The sequence below is a fragment of the Flavobacterium sp. RSB2_4_14 genome (assembly GCF_051547085.1).
Lineage (GTDB): Bacteria > Bacteroidota > Bacteroidia > Flavobacteriales > Flavobacteriaceae > Flavobacterium.
In genome coordinates this window covers 1-15,496 of record NZ_JBPTTL010000008.1, presented here as the reverse complement: position 1 = coordinate 15,496, position 15,496 = coordinate 1, and the positions used below count along the sequence as shown (strand labels likewise).

General features: G+C 34.6%; 16 protein-coding genes. 13 read left to right on the top strand and 3 right to left on the bottom strand.

What is annotated here, in order from left to right; translation table 11 throughout:
• Positions 1-53 precede the first annotated feature (53 nt).
• The 4 genes from ACSVH2_RS12395 (at position 54) to ACSVH2_RS12380 (ending at position 4,268) form a co-directional block, all read left to right on the top strand.
• Complete coding sequence (locus ACSVH2_RS12395) at positions 54-1,373, top strand: serine hydrolase domain-containing protein (RefSeq protein WP_438093493.1); 1,320 nt, start codon at positions 54-56, stop codon at positions 1,371-1,373.
• Positions 1,374-1,414: 41 nt separating this feature from the next.
• On the top strand, positions 1,415-2,146 hold the full coding sequence (locus ACSVH2_RS12390) for a YoaK family protein (protein ID WP_438093492.1): 732 nt from the start codon (positions 1,415-1,417) through the stop codon (positions 2,144-2,146).
• Positions 2,147-2,149: 3 nt separating this feature from the next.
• Positions 2,150-2,533, top strand: a complete 384-nt coding sequence (locus ACSVH2_RS12385; RefSeq protein ID WP_438093491.1) for a DUF2809 domain-containing protein — start codon at positions 2,150-2,152, stop codon at positions 2,531-2,533.
• A 184-nt stretch (positions 2,534-2,717) separates the two neighbouring features.
• The gene (locus ACSVH2_RS12380; RefSeq protein ID WP_438093490.1) at positions 2,718-4,268 is read left to right on the top strand and encodes a SulP family inorganic anion transporter; all 1,551 of its coding nucleotides are present in this window, start codon (positions 2,718-2,720) and stop codon (positions 4,266-4,268) included.
• Positions 4,269-4,278: 10 nt separating this feature from the next.
• Here the strand turns inward: ACSVH2_RS12380 and ACSVH2_RS12375 are convergent, their stop codons facing one another.
• Together ACSVH2_RS12375 and fabG are read right to left on the bottom strand one after the other, a co-directional pair.
• On the bottom strand, positions 4,279-6,306 hold the full coding sequence (locus ACSVH2_RS12375; protein ID WP_438093489.1) for a hypothetical protein: 2,028 nt from the start codon (positions 6,304-6,306) through the stop codon (positions 4,279-4,281).
• 77 nt (positions 6,307-6,383) lie between these two features.
• Positions 6,384-7,130, bottom strand: coding sequence for a 3-oxoacyl-[acyl-carrier-protein] reductase (fabG, locus tag ACSVH2_RS12370; protein ID WP_438093488.1), 747 nt, complete (start codon positions 7,128-7,130; stop codon positions 6,384-6,386).
• A gap of 131 nt (positions 7,131-7,261) precedes the next feature.
• Between fabG and ACSVH2_RS12365 the strand changes: the two genes are divergently transcribed.
• The 9 genes from ACSVH2_RS12365 to ACSVH2_RS12325 all read left to right on the top strand — a co-directional run bounded on the left by ACSVH2_RS12365 (position 7,262) and on the right by ACSVH2_RS12325 (position 15,225).
• Positions 7,262-7,807, top strand: coding sequence for an RNA polymerase sigma factor (locus ACSVH2_RS12365; RefSeq protein ID WP_438093487.1), 546 nt, complete (start codon positions 7,262-7,264; stop codon positions 7,805-7,807).
• Positions 7,808-7,830: 23 nt separating this feature from the next.
• Positions 7,831-8,103 (top strand): hypothetical protein, encoded by a 273-nt coding sequence (locus tag ACSVH2_RS12360; protein ID WP_438093486.1) that lies wholly within the window; start codon positions 7,831-7,833, stop codon positions 8,101-8,103.
• A gap of 2 nt (positions 8,104-8,105) precedes the next feature.
• Entirely contained in the window at positions 8,106-8,594 is a 489-nt protein-coding gene (locus ACSVH2_RS12355) for a Spy/CpxP family protein refolding chaperone (protein ID WP_438093485.1), read from the top strand.
• Positions 8,587-9,279 (top strand): MbnP family protein, encoded by a 693-nt coding sequence (locus tag ACSVH2_RS12350; RefSeq protein ID WP_438093484.1) that lies wholly within the window; start codon positions 8,587-8,589, stop codon positions 9,277-9,279. Before ACSVH2_RS12355 ends, ACSVH2_RS12350 begins: the two co-directional genes overlap by 8 nt.
• A complete protein-coding gene (locus ACSVH2_RS12345) occupies positions 9,276-10,295 on the top strand; it encodes a cytochrome-c peroxidase (protein ID WP_438093483.1) in 1,020 nt (339 codons plus the stop codon). Before ACSVH2_RS12350 ends, ACSVH2_RS12345 begins: the two co-directional genes overlap by 4 nt.
• A 64-nt stretch (positions 10,296-10,359) precedes the next feature.
• On the top strand, positions 10,360-12,069 hold the full coding sequence (locus ACSVH2_RS12340; RefSeq protein WP_438093482.1) for a multicopper oxidase domain-containing protein: 1,710 nt from the start codon (positions 10,360-10,362) through the stop codon (positions 12,067-12,069).
• 3 nt (positions 12,070-12,072) lie between these two features.
• A complete protein-coding gene (locus tag ACSVH2_RS12335) occupies positions 12,073-12,702 on the top strand; it encodes a thioredoxin family protein (RefSeq protein ID WP_438093481.1) in 630 nt (209 codons plus the stop codon).
• 14 nt (positions 12,703-12,716) lie between these two features.
• Positions 12,717-14,042, top strand: coding sequence for a YHYH protein (locus ACSVH2_RS12330; RefSeq protein ID WP_438093480.1), 1,326 nt, complete (start codon positions 12,717-12,719; stop codon positions 14,040-14,042).
• Positions 14,043-14,046: 4 nt separating this feature from the next.
• Positions 14,047-15,225 (top strand): cytochrome-c peroxidase, encoded by a 1,179-nt coding sequence (locus ACSVH2_RS12325; protein WP_438093479.1) that lies wholly within the window; start codon positions 14,047-14,049, stop codon positions 15,223-15,225.
• Positions 15,226-15,279: 54 nt separating this feature from the next.
• On the opposite strand, the gene ACSVH2_RS12320 is transcribed toward ACSVH2_RS12325, so the two are convergent.
• Positions 15,280-15,496: hypothetical protein (locus ACSVH2_RS12320; protein WP_438093478.1), on the bottom strand; the 217-nt coding region annotated here is incomplete at its 5' end.

The following is a 15,496-nucleotide window of genomic DNA, read 5'->3' as shown; positions in this document are numbered from 1 at the left end:
AGAGATTACAAACTTTACAGTACTTTTATACCATAACTAAATAATGCTTTGCCATGTTGAAAAATAGTCTTTTATCCTTTTTCTTTTCGCTGTTTGTTACTGTTTCGTTTGCTCAAAAATTAGATACTACCAAATTGGATACTCTATTTTATCTGTTGCAAACCAATGATAAATTCATGGGAAGTATTGCTATTTCTGAAAATGGAAAGTTATTATACTCACGTTCTATTGGAAAGGATGATTTGGAATTTGGGAAAAAATCGGATAGTAATACAAAATACCGTATTGGGTCAATATCCAAAATGTTTACGGCATCTCTAATTTTTAAAGCTATTGAAGAAAAAAAGTTAACCTTAAACCAAACATTGGATGCTTACTTTCCCAGTGTTCCCAATGCTAAGAAAATAACTATTGGCAATATGCTCAACCACCGAAGTGGCATTCACAACTTCACCAATGATAATAGTTATATGTCGTATAATACTTTGCCAAAAAATCAGGCAGAAATGGTTATTATTATCTCAAAAAGTAAAAGTGACTTTGAACCTAATAGCAAAATGGAATACAGCAACTCCAATTATGTACTCTTGAGCTATATTCTTGAAAAGATATACAAGAAACCATTTGCTGAACTTTTGAAAACTAAAATCGTTACTCCTTTAGGATTAAAAAACACGTATTTTGGAGGTAAAATAAACTTAAAGTTCAATGAATGTTATTCGTATAATTTTGTAGAGCATTGGGAAAAATCAACCGAAACTGATACGTCTATCCCAATGGGTGCTGGAGGAATAGTTTCCAATCCAATAGACTTAAACATATTTATAGAAGCTCTTTTTGCTGGGAAAATTGTATCTGCTAAGAGTTTAGAACAAATGAAAACATTGGAAGACAATATGGGAATGGGAATGTTTCAAATGCCTTTTTATGACATGAAAGGATATGGACATACAGGCGGAATAGATGGATTTAGTTCGGTACTTGCCTATATGCCTGATAACAAACTATCCATTGCCTTAACATCCAATGGTGGTGTTTATCAAAATAATGATATTATGATTGCTGCCTTGAGCGCTTATTATGGTAAACCTTTTGTAATGCCTACTTTTACTAAGTATGAAGTAAAAGCTGAAGATGTAAAGAAGTATCTTGGAAAATATACTAGTGATCAATTGGTCATGACGCTAACTATTACAGGTCAGGAAGATAAACTTTATGCACAAGCTACAGGACAAAGTACTTTTCCACTTACTGCAACGGAAAAAGACACTTTTGAATTTGCCACAGCCGGAATTAAAATAATTTTTAATCTCACTGATAAAGTATTGGAATTGAATCAAGGTGGACAAAAGTTTATTTTTAGAAAAGAATAGCATTTCCATAGTCTTTTTACATTTTTATTTACCTTTAAAAAATGTTTAGACACCACGGCAAAGCACGAACCTTTTTACACAATCTGCGACTTGCTACCCTTTTGTCATTGGTGGCAGGAATAGTAAATATCACAGGTGTTTTGGCACTACATACCTTAACCACCAATGTTACAGGACATTTTGCCTACTTCGCCGAAGAGTTCATGAAAAAGGATTACACCACGGCTATTACCTTTTTACTATTTACACTTTGCTTTTTGTTGGGTTCTTTTGTGGCAAATACTGTTGTAGAAATTGTTTCGCAACGGAATTCGAGATTATCGCATGTGCTACCAATAGCTATAGAAATTGTTATCCTTACAAGTATCGGTTTGTTTTTCAATACCGCTACTATCTATTCTATGAATGGTAAAATAGAAGCATTTCTGTTGCTTTTTGCCATGGGGATGCAAAATTCACTAGTGACTAAAGTATCTCAATCTACAGTGAGAACAACACATCTTACTGGATTGTTCACCGACTTGGGCATAGAATTATCCCAACTCTTTTTTTATAAAAAACCCGAACAGCAAAAGAAGTTGAAAAACAATATCTTTCTTAGATTTTCAATTATCACGTTCTTCTTTATAGGATGTGTTTTGGGTGGATTTGCTTATGCATCAATAGGAATCCGAACTTTGTTTATTGCTTCAGCAGTATTATTGGTAGCGTTATTTTATGATTATCTTCGGTTACAGTTTTTTGCTATAAAGAGAAAAACTTCAGATTTATAATTTATGTTCCGGTTCAACAGCAACTATTTTTTACTAACCATTTTACTTTTTTTCATTGAAGTTGGCATAGCTTTATTCGTGCACGATAATTTTATCAGACCCTATTTCGGCGATGTTTTAGTGGTAATTTTACTCTATTGTTTTGTTAAATCCTTTTTGAATATGTCAAAATCTAAAGTGGTAATTTGGGTTTTATTATTTGCCTTTAGTATTGAGACTTTACAGTATTTCTTACTAGTAGAAAAGCTCCATTTGCAAAATAATGAGATTGCTAAAACGGTACTCGGAACTTCCTTTGCTTGGGAAGATATTCTAGCTTACATCATTGGGATTGTTATAGTTATTATTTTAGAAAAGATGTTTAGCACCAATAAACAGTTAAAGTAACCAGTTATACTTTAGGATAAACCATTCTGTAGCTAATCCGTGAAGATTAATTTGAAAAGCATAAGAAGTTTTAAGTAAATTATAGATTTTACTGATTGCAATATTAAATTATTATCTTCGACAGCAAATTATTCTTAAAAGAATAACGTTTAAAGTTTGACCAATGAAAATCTATTTATTATAAATGAAACGAGCTTTAAAATATTACCGAATAATATGGATTAAACACGATTTGCCTGCAGGACTTTCGCTTTTTCTTATAGCATTACCACTTTGTCTTGGAATAGCTTTAGCATCTGGAGCACCATTAGCTGCTGGATTACTGTCTGGAATTATTGGTGGACTAATTGTGGCTCCTCTTAGTGGTTCTCCTCTAGCGGTATCTGGACCATCGGCTGGATTAACTACTGTAGTTGCAGCATCTTTACTTTCATTTGGTGATTATAGTATTTTTCTTTTGGCAGTTATTGTTGCTGGTTTTTTTCAAATCATGCTTGGCATACTAAAACTTGGAGTATTTGCAAATTATTTTCCTTCTGCTGTTATTAAAGGAATGTTGGCAGCAATTGGAATTATTCTTATCTCTAAACAAATTCCGCTTGCTCTTGGATATAACCAGCCTGATTTTTGGACAAGTGGTATTTTAAATTTGTTTTCATCGGATAATTTACTCAATCATTTTCATGATTTAAAGCAACATATTACTATTGGAGCAATTATTATTTCTCTAGTTTCATTATTTATTATCTTGTTTTTCAAACATTCATTTGCAAAAAAATGGAACCATATTCCTGTACCACTTATAGTAGTAGCAGCCGGAATATTACTAAATCTTTTTTTCGAAAACTTTATGGTTTCCCTTTCGTTGGATAAGAAACAGTTAGTAACTATTCCTTCTGATATTTTTACAAACTTAACATTCCCTAATTTTTCAAAACTATTTACAACTCCGCAAGTTTGGAAAGATGGTATTGTATTTGGGCTTCTTGCTACTTTAGAAACGTTACTTTGTATAGAAGCAATCGATAAATTGGATAAACGGAATAGAATAACACCTGTCAACAGGGAATTGGTTGCACAAGGTGTTGGTAATCTAATTTCGGGGCTTGTAGGTGCAATTCCTATGACAGCGGTTGTAGTTAGAGGTTCAGCAAATGTGGATGCTGGTGCCAAAACTAAACTTTCAGCATTTACACATGGTCTTTTTCTATTATTGGCTGTTTTACTAATTCCTTTTTTGTTGAATAAAATACCTTATGCTTCGTTAGCAGCTATTCTCTTAATTACCGGTTACAACTTAACTAAACCTAAGCTATATTATAATATGTGGAGTTTGGGATTAAAACAGTTTCTGCCTTTTATACTCACTATTATTATTATCCTTTTAACCGATTTATTGATTGGAGTTTGTATTGGTTTGTTACTTTCAATTTACTTTATTATTCAAAATAATTTTAAAGTTGAATATAAAGTAACAAAGACAGTAGAAAATGGTATCGACATATTCTGCGTTAAACTTAATGCAAATGTTACGTTTTTGAATAAAGTAAATTTACGAAAGGTATTGGATGAAATCCCAGAATATAGCTTATTGACAATTGATGGTAGTGATTGTGATTTTATTGATTATGATATTTTGGAAATCATAAGTGAATATCACACCAAAGCTCACGAAAAACATATAGAACTACACACAATAAACATTGAAAAAGTTAACGTTCAAGCGCTACACTAATTAATCTATCTTATAACAATCCGTTATACTTTCTAATAAACCATTCTGCTGCAAGTGAAAGAGCTAACAGTACTAATAGCCAAACCCAATCCACCAAAGGCGATTTGGTAACTATGGTTTTTTGAACGGCTTTGTAACTTTCATCTTCTACAAGTTGTTTAATCAAAGCGTCAATTTGATTAGGAAGATAGGCCCTACCCTGCGTTTGAGAAGCCAATTGATTTAACTTATTCCAATCGGGATTGACAAATTGTTTTTCAATATCAAAATCTAGTACTTCAAAACCACTGCTATAAGAAGAATTAGAGTTTAATTCTTTTACCGTAAACTTATAATTTCCTGCTGCCAATCCGTCAAGATTTACTTGAAAAGCATTGGTAGTTCTTAGTAAATCGTAGTTTTTAACTTGTTTTGTCTTGGTATTGGTCACAGCAATAGTTAACCGCGCTTTCTCGTCTAATTCGTAGTTCTTATTGAAATACTGTGCTGTAATTTCAATGCCTTCTCCCGAATTGTAAAAACGTTCGTGGTTCACTACTAATGACTTTCGTGCGTTGTTTGACGCCAGGTATTGAATGGTTTTATCTAGGAAAATATCAAAATCGACAAAGTCTTTTTTGTTTACATAATTTTCAGCACGCCATTTCCATATATTTTCTCCAAACAAAAAAGCAGAACGGATACCTTGGTTTTCGGTAAAGGTAAATAGTGGTTGATTAACCGCTATATTGCGAATGGTAGAAGATAATAAAGTATTAACATTACCTTTAGCTGTAATTGTTCCAAAAGGATTTTCTAGTGGTGGAAATTGTTCAAATCCAATATTGTCTAAAGCAAAAAGATTAAACTGACTGTCAAACGAAGCCAAATAATCCTCTTTCTGTCCGCTCATCTTGAAAGTAAATAGGTTCTGATTTTGATTTAAGAAGTTAAAATCAGTGTCATTTCCAGTAATAATCCAAGTGTTGATTTTGGCATTTGCATTTTGTTCAAAGACAGCTTTAAACTCGACTGTTGGTTGGTATAATATCAAAACATTATAATCTGTTAATGAATTGATATCATTAGGTTTAACTATGGTTACTTTTCTTTGTACATTAGTTTCTATACTGCGCTTAATAGCACCTAAATCAGGATGAGAAGTTGCAGCGACTAAAGCGACTTCTGTTTTTTGATCAATGACTTCTACAGCAAAATTCTTAGTATTGTTGTAGGTATTTTTTTCTTGCGCTTTTGACGAAATGGTAGCTCTAAATATTTGTAGCCCTACTCTATCCGCAGGTAGTAAAACATTGAGCGTCGCCGATTTTTTATCAGGAGAAAAAGCTACTGTTTGTTCGTTTACTACTGTGTTTCCTTGAGTAATTTTAAAAGAGGCATTGATAGCTTTTGTTCCTGCATAATTCAAGAATACTTCTACAGGAAACTTATTTTTGTGGAAAGCGTATTTATTAACGTTAAGTTGTGTAATTTTAATATCCAAATAAGTTGTCGTATCGCCTACTACCATTGGATATACTTTGTTTAAAGGATTAAAACCAAAAACATAATCTTCACCCGAAGTTTGGTTACCATCGGTAATTAAAACTGTTGGAAACGTTTGGTTCTTATAGATGTTCTTTAGATTTTTGGCCACCACATCAATATTGGATTGCTTTCCTTTGAAATCGATAGTGTCCGAAGGTAAAAAATCGGCATCAAACTGATAGGTTTGTAGTTCAAACTTATCGGCTAATGCGCTATTCTCTTTCAGTTTATTAAACAATTCTGTGGCTGATTTGTCCGCTTTTAAATCTGCCATCGAAGCAGAATTATCAATAACAATCGGTAATGGTGTTTTAATGGTTTCAATGTTTTTTCTAGTAATAATCGGGTTGATTAATAAAAGTAACAACCCAAACACACTGAAGAAACGCAAAAAAGCCAAAAGCAAAGTGAATTTTGACCTGCTTTTGACTTTATATAAGTATTGATAAAATGAAACTCCAGCAGCAATTAGTATTGATACAAGTAATAACAAGATTGTTGATGTGTTCATAGTTTTGAGTTTGTGGTTTATAGTTTGTGGTTAGATAGTTCAAAACTATGAAACTATAAACTACAAACCAAAAACATTTAAGTTAACATTCCTCCACAAACATTTAATACTTGTCCGGATACATACCCACTCATGTCTGAAGCAAAGAATAAACAGGCATTAGCAACATCTTCTGGAGTTCCACCACGTTTCAACGGAATAGAATCTCTCCAACCTTGTACTACATCTTCATTCAATTTTCCTGTCATTTCAGTTTCAATAAATCCTGGCGCAATGGCATTGCAACGAATGTTTCTAGAACCTAATTCTAGCGCAACCGATTTGGTAAACCCTATCATACCCGCTTTAGACGCAGCATAATTTGCCTGACCCGCATTACCCTTCACTCCTACTACCGAACTCATATTCACGATAGAACCTTTACGGTTTTTCAACATGATTTTCTGAACCGCTTTAGTCATATTGAAAACCGACTTCAAGTTGATTTCGATAACTTTATCAAAATCTTCTTCCGACATACGCATCAAAAGGTTGTCTTTGGTAATTCCGGCATTGTTGATTAAGACATCTACATTTCCAAATTCAGCCATAACATCATCTACTAGTTTTTGTGCTTCATTGAAATCGGCTGCGTTTGATTTATAACCTTTGGCTTTAATTCCTAAAGCATTCAATTCATTTTCTAATACTAATGCAGACTCGGCTGACGAACTGTAAGTAAAGGCAACATTAGCTCCGTGTTGTGCAAAAACTTTGGCAATGCCACTTCCAATTCCTCTACTGGCACCAGTAATAATGGCTACTTTTCCTTCTAATAATTTCATTTGTATAAAAGTTAGGTTTGTTGTTTTAATGAAAGGTCAAATATAGAATAATTTATACTTAGTAAAAAATTACATTTATATTTAAACCTTTAGTACTATTGCAATTCAAAGAGCAGTATTGTAGCCCAAAGATGATGGATAACCAAAACCATTTTGAAAAATTATATCGCGAGTTTCATGTGCTCGTGTTCAATGTGGCGCTCAATTATTTACAAAATACAGAAGATGCTGAGGAAGTTACACAAGACGTTTTTGTTAAAGTTTATAATTCTCTGGAGAACTTCAATCAAAAATCATCTCATAAAACTTGGATTTATAGAATTACCATCAATCAATGCTTGGATTATTTGAAACATAAGAATAGCCAAAAACGAGTATTTATATTTGGAAAAAAAAGTCAAAACGAACAGGAATACCTAAACACTTCTACTTTTGAACATCCAGGAATATTGATGGAACACAAAGAAGAAGCCGCAATACTGTTTAATGTCATCAATACTTTAACCGAAAATCAGAAAACAGCTTTCCTCCTTTCCAAACTCGATGGTTTGTCAAATCCTGAAATAAGTGAGATAATGCAACTCAGTATTTCATCTGTAGAATCCTTAGTCTTTAGGGCAAAAAGTGCTTTGAAAGATAAATTAGCAGAAAAATTTAATCACTACCGCAAGAAATAAAAGTAACCTTCGTCTAAGCAAGTATGGAACAAGAAAATTGGATAGAAAACATTTTAAACAGCACCAACGGAATGACAACAGTTATCCCAAGTGATGATTTGTTTTCTAAAATTCAACAAAAAATAAAAAAACAAAATAAAGTAGCCCCAAAAACCGTTTGGTTGGTTGCGGCTTCTATTGCTGTATTGGTGTTGTTAAATATTACTCTTTTGAAATCCAAATCAAAAGAAGAGAAAATCACTACGACGGTTTATTTTGAAAACACTTTAAATCAAAGCAATCAGCTTTATCAATAGTTATGGAAAAAACAAAACTGTTAACAATTACCATTATTGGATTGTTATTACTCAATTTGGCAACATTGGGATTTTTATTTGTTAGTGGTCCAAAAGGACCTAAATCACCACATGACAGACTAGAAGGAAGACCAGAACCCAAAGAAATTATCATCGAAAAATTACATTTGGATGCCCATCAGCAAAAGGAATATGAAAATCTAATTCAATGGCATCGTGGAGAAATTAGACAACTTGAAGATACTATCCACGAAGCTAAAGAAAAACTATACTCTGAATTGATGCAACCAGAAGTCAACGTAAAAACCAAAGATAGTTTGATTACGCTTTTGGCTAGAAGTCAAAAACAAATTGAAGAAACCCATTTCAAACATTTTGAAGACATCAAAAAGCTATGTAAACCAGAGCAACAAGAATATTTTAATGATTTGACCGAAGAGTTAGGCAAACTATTTTCTCGTAACAAACCGCCAAGACCAAGACATGACTAAAAAAAATTGGTTAGCATTATTAGTATTATTTACTTTTCAGTTTTATGCTCAAAGTAATGATACATTGCGTTTAAACTTTAAAGTCAATTTTGATAAATTTCCTTTAGAGCTGAATAAAAAATTTATTACCACTAAGAAGGATACAGTTACACTTACTACTTTTAAGTGCTATATCTCCAACATTGAAATTCAGTATTCGGATAAAACCGTTTTCAAACAAAAGAATAGTTATCACCTTATTGACTTAGAAAATCCAAATTCCTTTCAAATTCCGCTCACCAAAAAGAATGACAAGCAAATTGCCAGAGTGATTTTCAATATAGGAATTGATAGTTTGACTAGTACAGCTGGTGCTTTGAGTGGTGATTTAGACCCAACAAAAGGGATGTATTGGGCTTGGCAAAGTGGGTATATCAACATGAAGATAGAAGGCAATAGTCCAAGTTGTAATACTAGAAAAAACGAATTTCAGTTCCATATTGGTGGTTATCTTCAACCGTATTATGCCATTAGAAAAAAGGTGTTTACAGTCAATCAAAGTGCTACTAAACATATCAACATCGGAATTGATGCTTCCATATTTTTTGCCGAAATCAATTTAGCCAAAACAAATTCGGTTATGATACCAGGAAAAATAGCTATGGAATTAGCCGATATCAGTGCCAAAATGTTTTATCTTGAATGAAAAACTATGCCTACTTATTGGGATTTGGGATTTTAATGATTGGGATTTTGTCTTTTTCTGATACATTCACTACACCTTTATATTTTGAAGTTCCCAAAGGTTGGCCTCAACCCAATTATGATTTCAAGAAAAACCCAATAACCGAAGAAGGTTTTCAACTTGGCAGGCATTTGTTTTACGATCCAATAATTTCAAGAGACAGTACTATTTCCTGTTCCAGTTGTCATTTGCAACAAACAGGTTTTACTCATGTCGATCACCAACTCAGTCATGGCATTGATGGGAAAATGGGCACACGCAATTCGATGGCATTAATCAACTTGGCTTGGAATAAAAGTTTCATGTGGGATGGCGGTGTAAATAATTTGGAAGTACAAGCGATAAATCCTATTACCAATCCAACAGAAATGGATGAAAAGCTAGAAAATGTAGTAGCCAAATTGCAAAAGAGTTCAAAATATAGAACCTTGTTTTCTAAAGCTTTTGGCGATGACAAAGTGACCAGCCAACGCCTTTTAAAAGCTCTTGCCCAATTTACAGTTATGTTAAAATCATCCAATGCCAAGTATGATAAAGTAATGCGAAAAGAAGCAACTTTTACCGAACAAGAGCAACACGGTTATGATTTGTTTAAAACCAATTGTGCTTCTTGCCACAAAGAGCCTCTCTTTAGCGATGATAAATTTGAAAAAAATGGATTGGCTATTGATTCAACATTAAACGATTTGGGAAGAATTAAAATCAGCACTAAAAACGAAGATGCAATGCGATTTAGAATTCCAACATTAAGAAACATTCAATTTACTTTTCCCTACATGCACGATGGTAGATTTAAAACGTTAACCGAAGTAGTAAAACATTACAATTCATTAGGTCATGATAAAAATTTACCCGCAGTGTTGGCTAAACCTATGAACTTATCGGATAATGACAGAGTAGATTTGGTAGTTTTTCTTCAAACGTTAACCGATAAAGAGTTTCTATTTGATCAACGATTTAGCTTTCCGAAAGAATAAATAAAAAAACTGCGCAAGAATAAAATAAATGTTGCGTCTAAGAAATCATAACCAACTATTACCTATGAAAAAATCAATTTTTACCCTATTATTTTTCGCCATAACGCTTTTTGTTCAAGCTCAATACAACACGATGAGCGTACCAGAAGCATTGTATGGAACTACTTTCAATTTGAATATTCACGAGTCAACCAAACAATTACGAACAGGAAATCTTACTGTTACTGGATCGATTAACAATGAAACCTTTTGGGGGCCAACCCTATTCATCAATAAAGGAGATGAAGTGCATTTGAACGTGACTAATAATTTGAACGAATCAACTACAGTGCATTGGCATGGGATGCATTTACCAGCCGTTATGGATGGTGGACCGCATCAAGTAATTCCTGCGGGAACACTTTGGCAACCGTATTGGACGGTAAAAAATCAAGCGGCTACTTTGTGGTATCATCCGCATTTACACGAAACTACACACGCTCAAATGACGAAAGGTGTTGGTGGTTTTATTATCGTCAAAGACCCAATAGAATCTGCTTTAGCATTACCAAGAACTTATGGTGTTGATGATATAGTGTTAGCTTTAACGAGCCGAAGTTATACCACAGCCAATCAATTTGAAGCGCCACCAACTTCTAATCGTGTGTATGGCGATTATATGTTAACCAATGGAACTCCCAATGCTCAAATTAGTTTACCAAAACAATATGTGAGACTTAGAATTCTTAATGCTGAAATCGAAAGAGGTTACAATTTAGGATTTAGTGACAATAGAACTTTTTATATCATTGCTAATGATGGTGGACTTTTAAACGCTCCAGTAGCTGTTACTAGAGTTAAACTTATGGTAGGAGAAAGAATTGAAATCATGGTGAATTTAGGCAATGACACTGTAGGTTCTTCTCTTGATTTAAAAGCTTATAATTCAGGACAAACTCTTGGATTTCCTGGTGGTGAACCTAACACAACTGGGCAATTTGGAAGTTTGTTAAACAATATTGATTTTACTGTTTTGCACATTAATGTGGCTGCAACTACAGCAAACCCCATAACATCAGTGCCAGCCACATTAGAAAATAATACGTATTGGACGGCTACTACTCCAGTAAACGTGACTAGAACATTAGCTGTAACTGGTGGACAAGGTCCTACACCTTTTACATTTGACAATACTCCTTTTTCATTAACCACGATTAATAAAACGGTTAATTTGAATGACACTGAAAAATGGACTGTAACCAATAACAATATCTTTGGGCATTCCTTTCATTTACATGATATAGAATTTAAAATTGTGGCCAGAAATGGCGTTACTACTCAAGTAGGAACCCATGAAAGTGGCTGGAAAGATACTTTTTATTTGCCACGAAATGAATCGGTTACTTTTATAGGGAAATTTGATGACTTTGCCGATTCTGATGTTAATCATCCTTATATGTATCATTGTCACTTTGCTGGACATGAAGATGGTGGTATGATGGGACAATTTATTGTAACCACTGCTTTGGGCAACGATGATGTCAATCCATCAACCGATTTTAATGTATTTCCTAATCCGGCAAATGATAAATTATACCTTAACCTTAGCGATAGTAATACAGAAGTGTATTATGTTACGATAGTTACCGTTACTGGCAGAGTGGTTATGATGTTGCCTCAGCCACAGTGGCAAAACGGTATTGATATTAGCAGTTTATCTTCGGGCGTTTATGTAATTCAAATGATGGATAAAAAGACAAAATCTTTAACGGCGAAAAAATTTATCAAGAAATAAGCAATGAAGAAATCAGGATGTTTACCTAGTCTGTTCTTGTTCTTAACAATCACTTTGTTGAGCTTTACTTCTATTGACTATACTAAGGAAACATTGATAAAAAATTTCAGTTTAAAAAATGTAGATAACAAAGCGGTTTCGCTTTCTAGTTATAAAAATGCTAAGGGTTTTATGATTGTTTTTACCTGCAATAAATGTCCTATGGCTAAATTCTATTCCGATAGATTAAATAAGTTAAATGACAAATACAAATCAAAAGGGGTGTATTTATTAGCCATAAACTCTATGGATACCTTAGCTTATGCGGAAGAATCGTTTGATTTAATGCAAAAAAAAGCAAAAAAAGACAAACTTACTTTTCCTTATTTACAAGACAAATTGCAAGTGGTAGCCAAACAATTTAAAGCCACTCACACTCCACAAGCTTTTGTGATTTGGAAAAACAAAACAGGCCAATACACTATAAAATATAAAGGTGCTATTGATGATAATGCTGGCGATGCCAATAATGCGAAACCATTCCTGGCCAATGCCGTGGAAGAATTACTAAATAACAAACCCGTTTCTGAAACCGACACAGAGTCCTTTGGATGTAGAATATTTTTTAGAGGCGAAAAACAAAGTATGTACTAATAAAAACTATAAGCATGAGAAAACTAACATTACTATTGATTGTAACAGCCAACTGTGCTGTTTTTGCACAAACCAATCCAGCGATAACTTCTTGGTTAATCAATACCTCCGGCATTACGGGTCGTCATTATGTAGCGGGAAATCCAACGCCTATTAACGATGCCGTTCTAGCCAATGTGCAAACCGTGCAATACAATACAACCTATTCTTATGTATCTGCCACAGGAATTCCGGCCTATATCACAGGTCCTTTTCAGGATGGAAATCCTTCCTTAGCCACAGCTCAAAATAAGATTTTCAGAATTCCTCTAAATCCAGTGCAAGGTTCAGGGACAGTAGCAACTACTGGAGGAAATATTGGGGTTTTTAAAAATGGTGTGGCACTATTTGATTACCGCGATGGCGTAGCTTGGAGTACAACCACAAACGCATTGTGTGGCGGTCCAGGAAATCCTCCTTGCGCTGGTGGTCCAGCGGCAACTCAAGCATGGAATAGAGATGCAGTGCCTGCTGAACGTCCTGGTTTTGATTGTGCCAAAGCACATCCTGCCATGGGAAATTACCACCATCATCAAAATCCGAGTGCGTTTAATTTGGATTTAACTGTATTGTCAAATGTGTGTGATACCTATCCAGCCGATGGATTGTATGTCATTAATCCTTCGCAACATTCGCCTTTATTGGGTTTTGCCTATGACGGTTTCCCTATTTATGGTGCTTATGCCTATACCAATACTAACGGAACTGGAGCCATTGCCCGAATGAAATCGAGCTATCAACTGCGCACCAATACCACAAGAACCAATGGTCCTGCGGTGAATGCGACTTATTTTAATGGCTACTTCAGAGAAGATTATGAATATGTGGCGCATCCTAGTGACCCAACGTATTTGGACAGTCATAACGGACGTTTTTGTGTTACGCCCGAATATCCAAATGGTATTTACTGCTATTTTACTACGGTTGATGCCAATCACAATTCGGCCTATCCTTATGCCGTTGGCCCTACATTTTATGGCAACATAACCGTGACGACCGTAACTTCGGTTCCTTCGGGAACGACTACTTTGGCAACCAATTCATTTGGTGATTTTAAGTATAAAGTATCCATTGCTCCCAATCCGGCACAAGAATTTGTAGCCATCCAAACGGATAGCGCAGCAAACGATATGAATGTGTTTTTGATTAATGAATTGGGACAAATAGTAAAATCAGATAAAATTTTACAAGGAAGCACACTTTGCGTATTGGATTTAACCACTGTTTATAACGGCATTTATTTCATAAAAGTTACTGACGGTAAAAACGATAAAACAGTCAAAATTATTATTAAAAAATAACGATATGTATTCAAAATGGATTTCTTTTTTAGCTGTAGCATCGCTATGTTCATGCAGTAGCAACAGTTCCGATAACTATGTTGACCCTTATGCTAATGTAAAAGCAACTTTTGGCACCAACATCGATTTGGACAATTTGGCCAATTATGCCAATCAAACTATTCCTGCCTACATTACCAAAGACAATACCGCTGGAAATTCCATTACTGATAAAGGCGCTACATTAGGAAGAATATTGTTTTATGATAAAAACCTATCTTCCAATACTACCATATCCTGTTCGAGTTGCCACCAACAAACCCATGCTTTCAGCGATACAAACATTGCCAGTACTGGCGTAAATGGCACAACCGGTAGACATTCCATGCGATTAATCAATTCACGATTTGCCAATGAAACCAAATTCTTTTGGAACGAACGCGCCATTAACTTGGAAACACAAACCACCATGCCTATCAAAGATCATGGCGAAATGGGTTTTAGTGGTACCAATGGCGACGAGCCTTTTAGCGGTTTAATCACAAAATTGAGTGCTATTGATTATTACAAAGAGCTTTTTAAATTTGTTTATGGTGATGAAGAAGTCACCGAAAATAGAATTCAATTGGCTTTAGCCCAGTTTGTTCGTAGTATTCAGTCATTCGATAGTAAATATGATGCCGGAAGAGCGCAAGTTGCCAATGATAACCAACCTTTTCCCAATTATACCGCACAGGAAAACCAAGGAAAAAATCTTTTCTTGACACCTCCACAATTTGATGCTACGGGCAATAGAACTGCTGGCGGATTAGGATGTGCCGGTTGTCATGCTGCCCCCGAATTTGATATTGCACCCAACTCTGGTAACAATGGCATTATTGGAGTTATAAACGGAACTAGTATTGATATTACCAATACTCGTGCTCCATCGTTGAGAGATTTAGTAAAAACAGACGGAACAGTAAACGGACCGATGATGCATACTGGTGTCATTACTACTTTGCAAGCCGCTATTGGACATTATGGAACGATTAATTTGGCTCCTGGAAACACCAATCTCGACCCACGATTACGCCCTAATGGTTTTGGGCAAAAGCTAAATCTAACAGCACCCGAAGTAAATGCTGTTATTGCTTTCATTAGAACTTTATCGGGAACCAATGTCTATACTGATGCTAAATGGTCTAATCCGTTTCCAAATTAAATTACAAAAGCCCCGAGAAATCGGGGCTTTTTTGTGTTACTAATGATGTTGCAACTATTCCATTGGCGGAATTTCTTCTTGTTTTTCCCCTTTTTTGGCGGGCTTTCTTTTGGCCAATAAATTATCATAGTACGATCTTACGGCATTGATCACATCCAATGATTGATTAAACTGATCACTGTTTACCGCTTTTGACATCGAAAGTACATAGTTAGCCATATCTTCATATACTTGTTTTACATCTTTACGCATTTGCTTTACATCAAAAACT

Coding starts and splice junctions, on each gene's coding strand:
- ACSVH2_RS12395 (WP_438093493.1), top strand. CDS start 54: ATGTTGAAAAATAGTCTTTTATCCTTTTTCTTTTCGCTGTTTGTTACT.
- ACSVH2_RS12390 (WP_438093492.1), top strand. CDS start 1,415: ATGTTTAGACACCACGGCAAAGCACGAACCTTTTTACACAATCTGCGA.
- ACSVH2_RS12385 (WP_438093491.1), top strand. CDS start 2,150: ATGTTCCGGTTCAACAGCAACTATTTTTTACTAACCATTTTACTTTTT.
- ACSVH2_RS12380 (WP_438093490.1), top strand. CDS start 2,718: ATGAAACGAGCTTTAAAATATTACCGAATAATATGGATTAAACACGAT.
- ACSVH2_RS12375 (WP_438093489.1), bottom strand. CDS start 6,306: ATGAACACATCAACAATCTTGTTATTACTTGTATCAATACTAATTGCT.
- fabG (WP_438093488.1), bottom strand. CDS start 7,130: ATGAAATTATTAGAAGGAAAAGTAGCCATTATTACTGGTGCCAGTAGA.
- ACSVH2_RS12365 (WP_438093487.1), top strand. CDS start 7,262: ATGATGGATAACCAAAACCATTTTGAAAAATTATATCGCGAGTTTCAT.
- ACSVH2_RS12360 (WP_438093486.1), top strand. CDS start 7,831: ATGGAACAAGAAAATTGGATAGAAAACATTTTAAACAGCACCAACGGA.
- ACSVH2_RS12355 (WP_438093485.1), top strand. CDS start 8,106: ATGGAAAAAACAAAACTGTTAACAATTACCATTATTGGATTGTTATTA.
- ACSVH2_RS12350 (WP_438093484.1), top strand. CDS start 8,587: ATGACTAAAAAAAATTGGTTAGCATTATTAGTATTATTTACTTTTCAG.
- ACSVH2_RS12345 (WP_438093483.1), top strand. CDS start 9,276: ATGAAAAACTATGCCTACTTATTGGGATTTGGGATTTTAATGATTGGG.
- ACSVH2_RS12340 (WP_438093482.1), top strand. CDS start 10,360: ATGAAAAAATCAATTTTTACCCTATTATTTTTCGCCATAACGCTTTTT.
- ACSVH2_RS12335 (WP_438093481.1), top strand. CDS start 12,073: ATGAAGAAATCAGGATGTTTACCTAGTCTGTTCTTGTTCTTAACAATC.
- ACSVH2_RS12330 (WP_438093480.1), top strand. CDS start 12,717: ATGAGAAAACTAACATTACTATTGATTGTAACAGCCAACTGTGCTGTT.
- ACSVH2_RS12325 (WP_438093479.1), top strand. CDS start 14,047: ATGTATTCAAAATGGATTTCTTTTTTAGCTGTAGCATCGCTATGTTCA.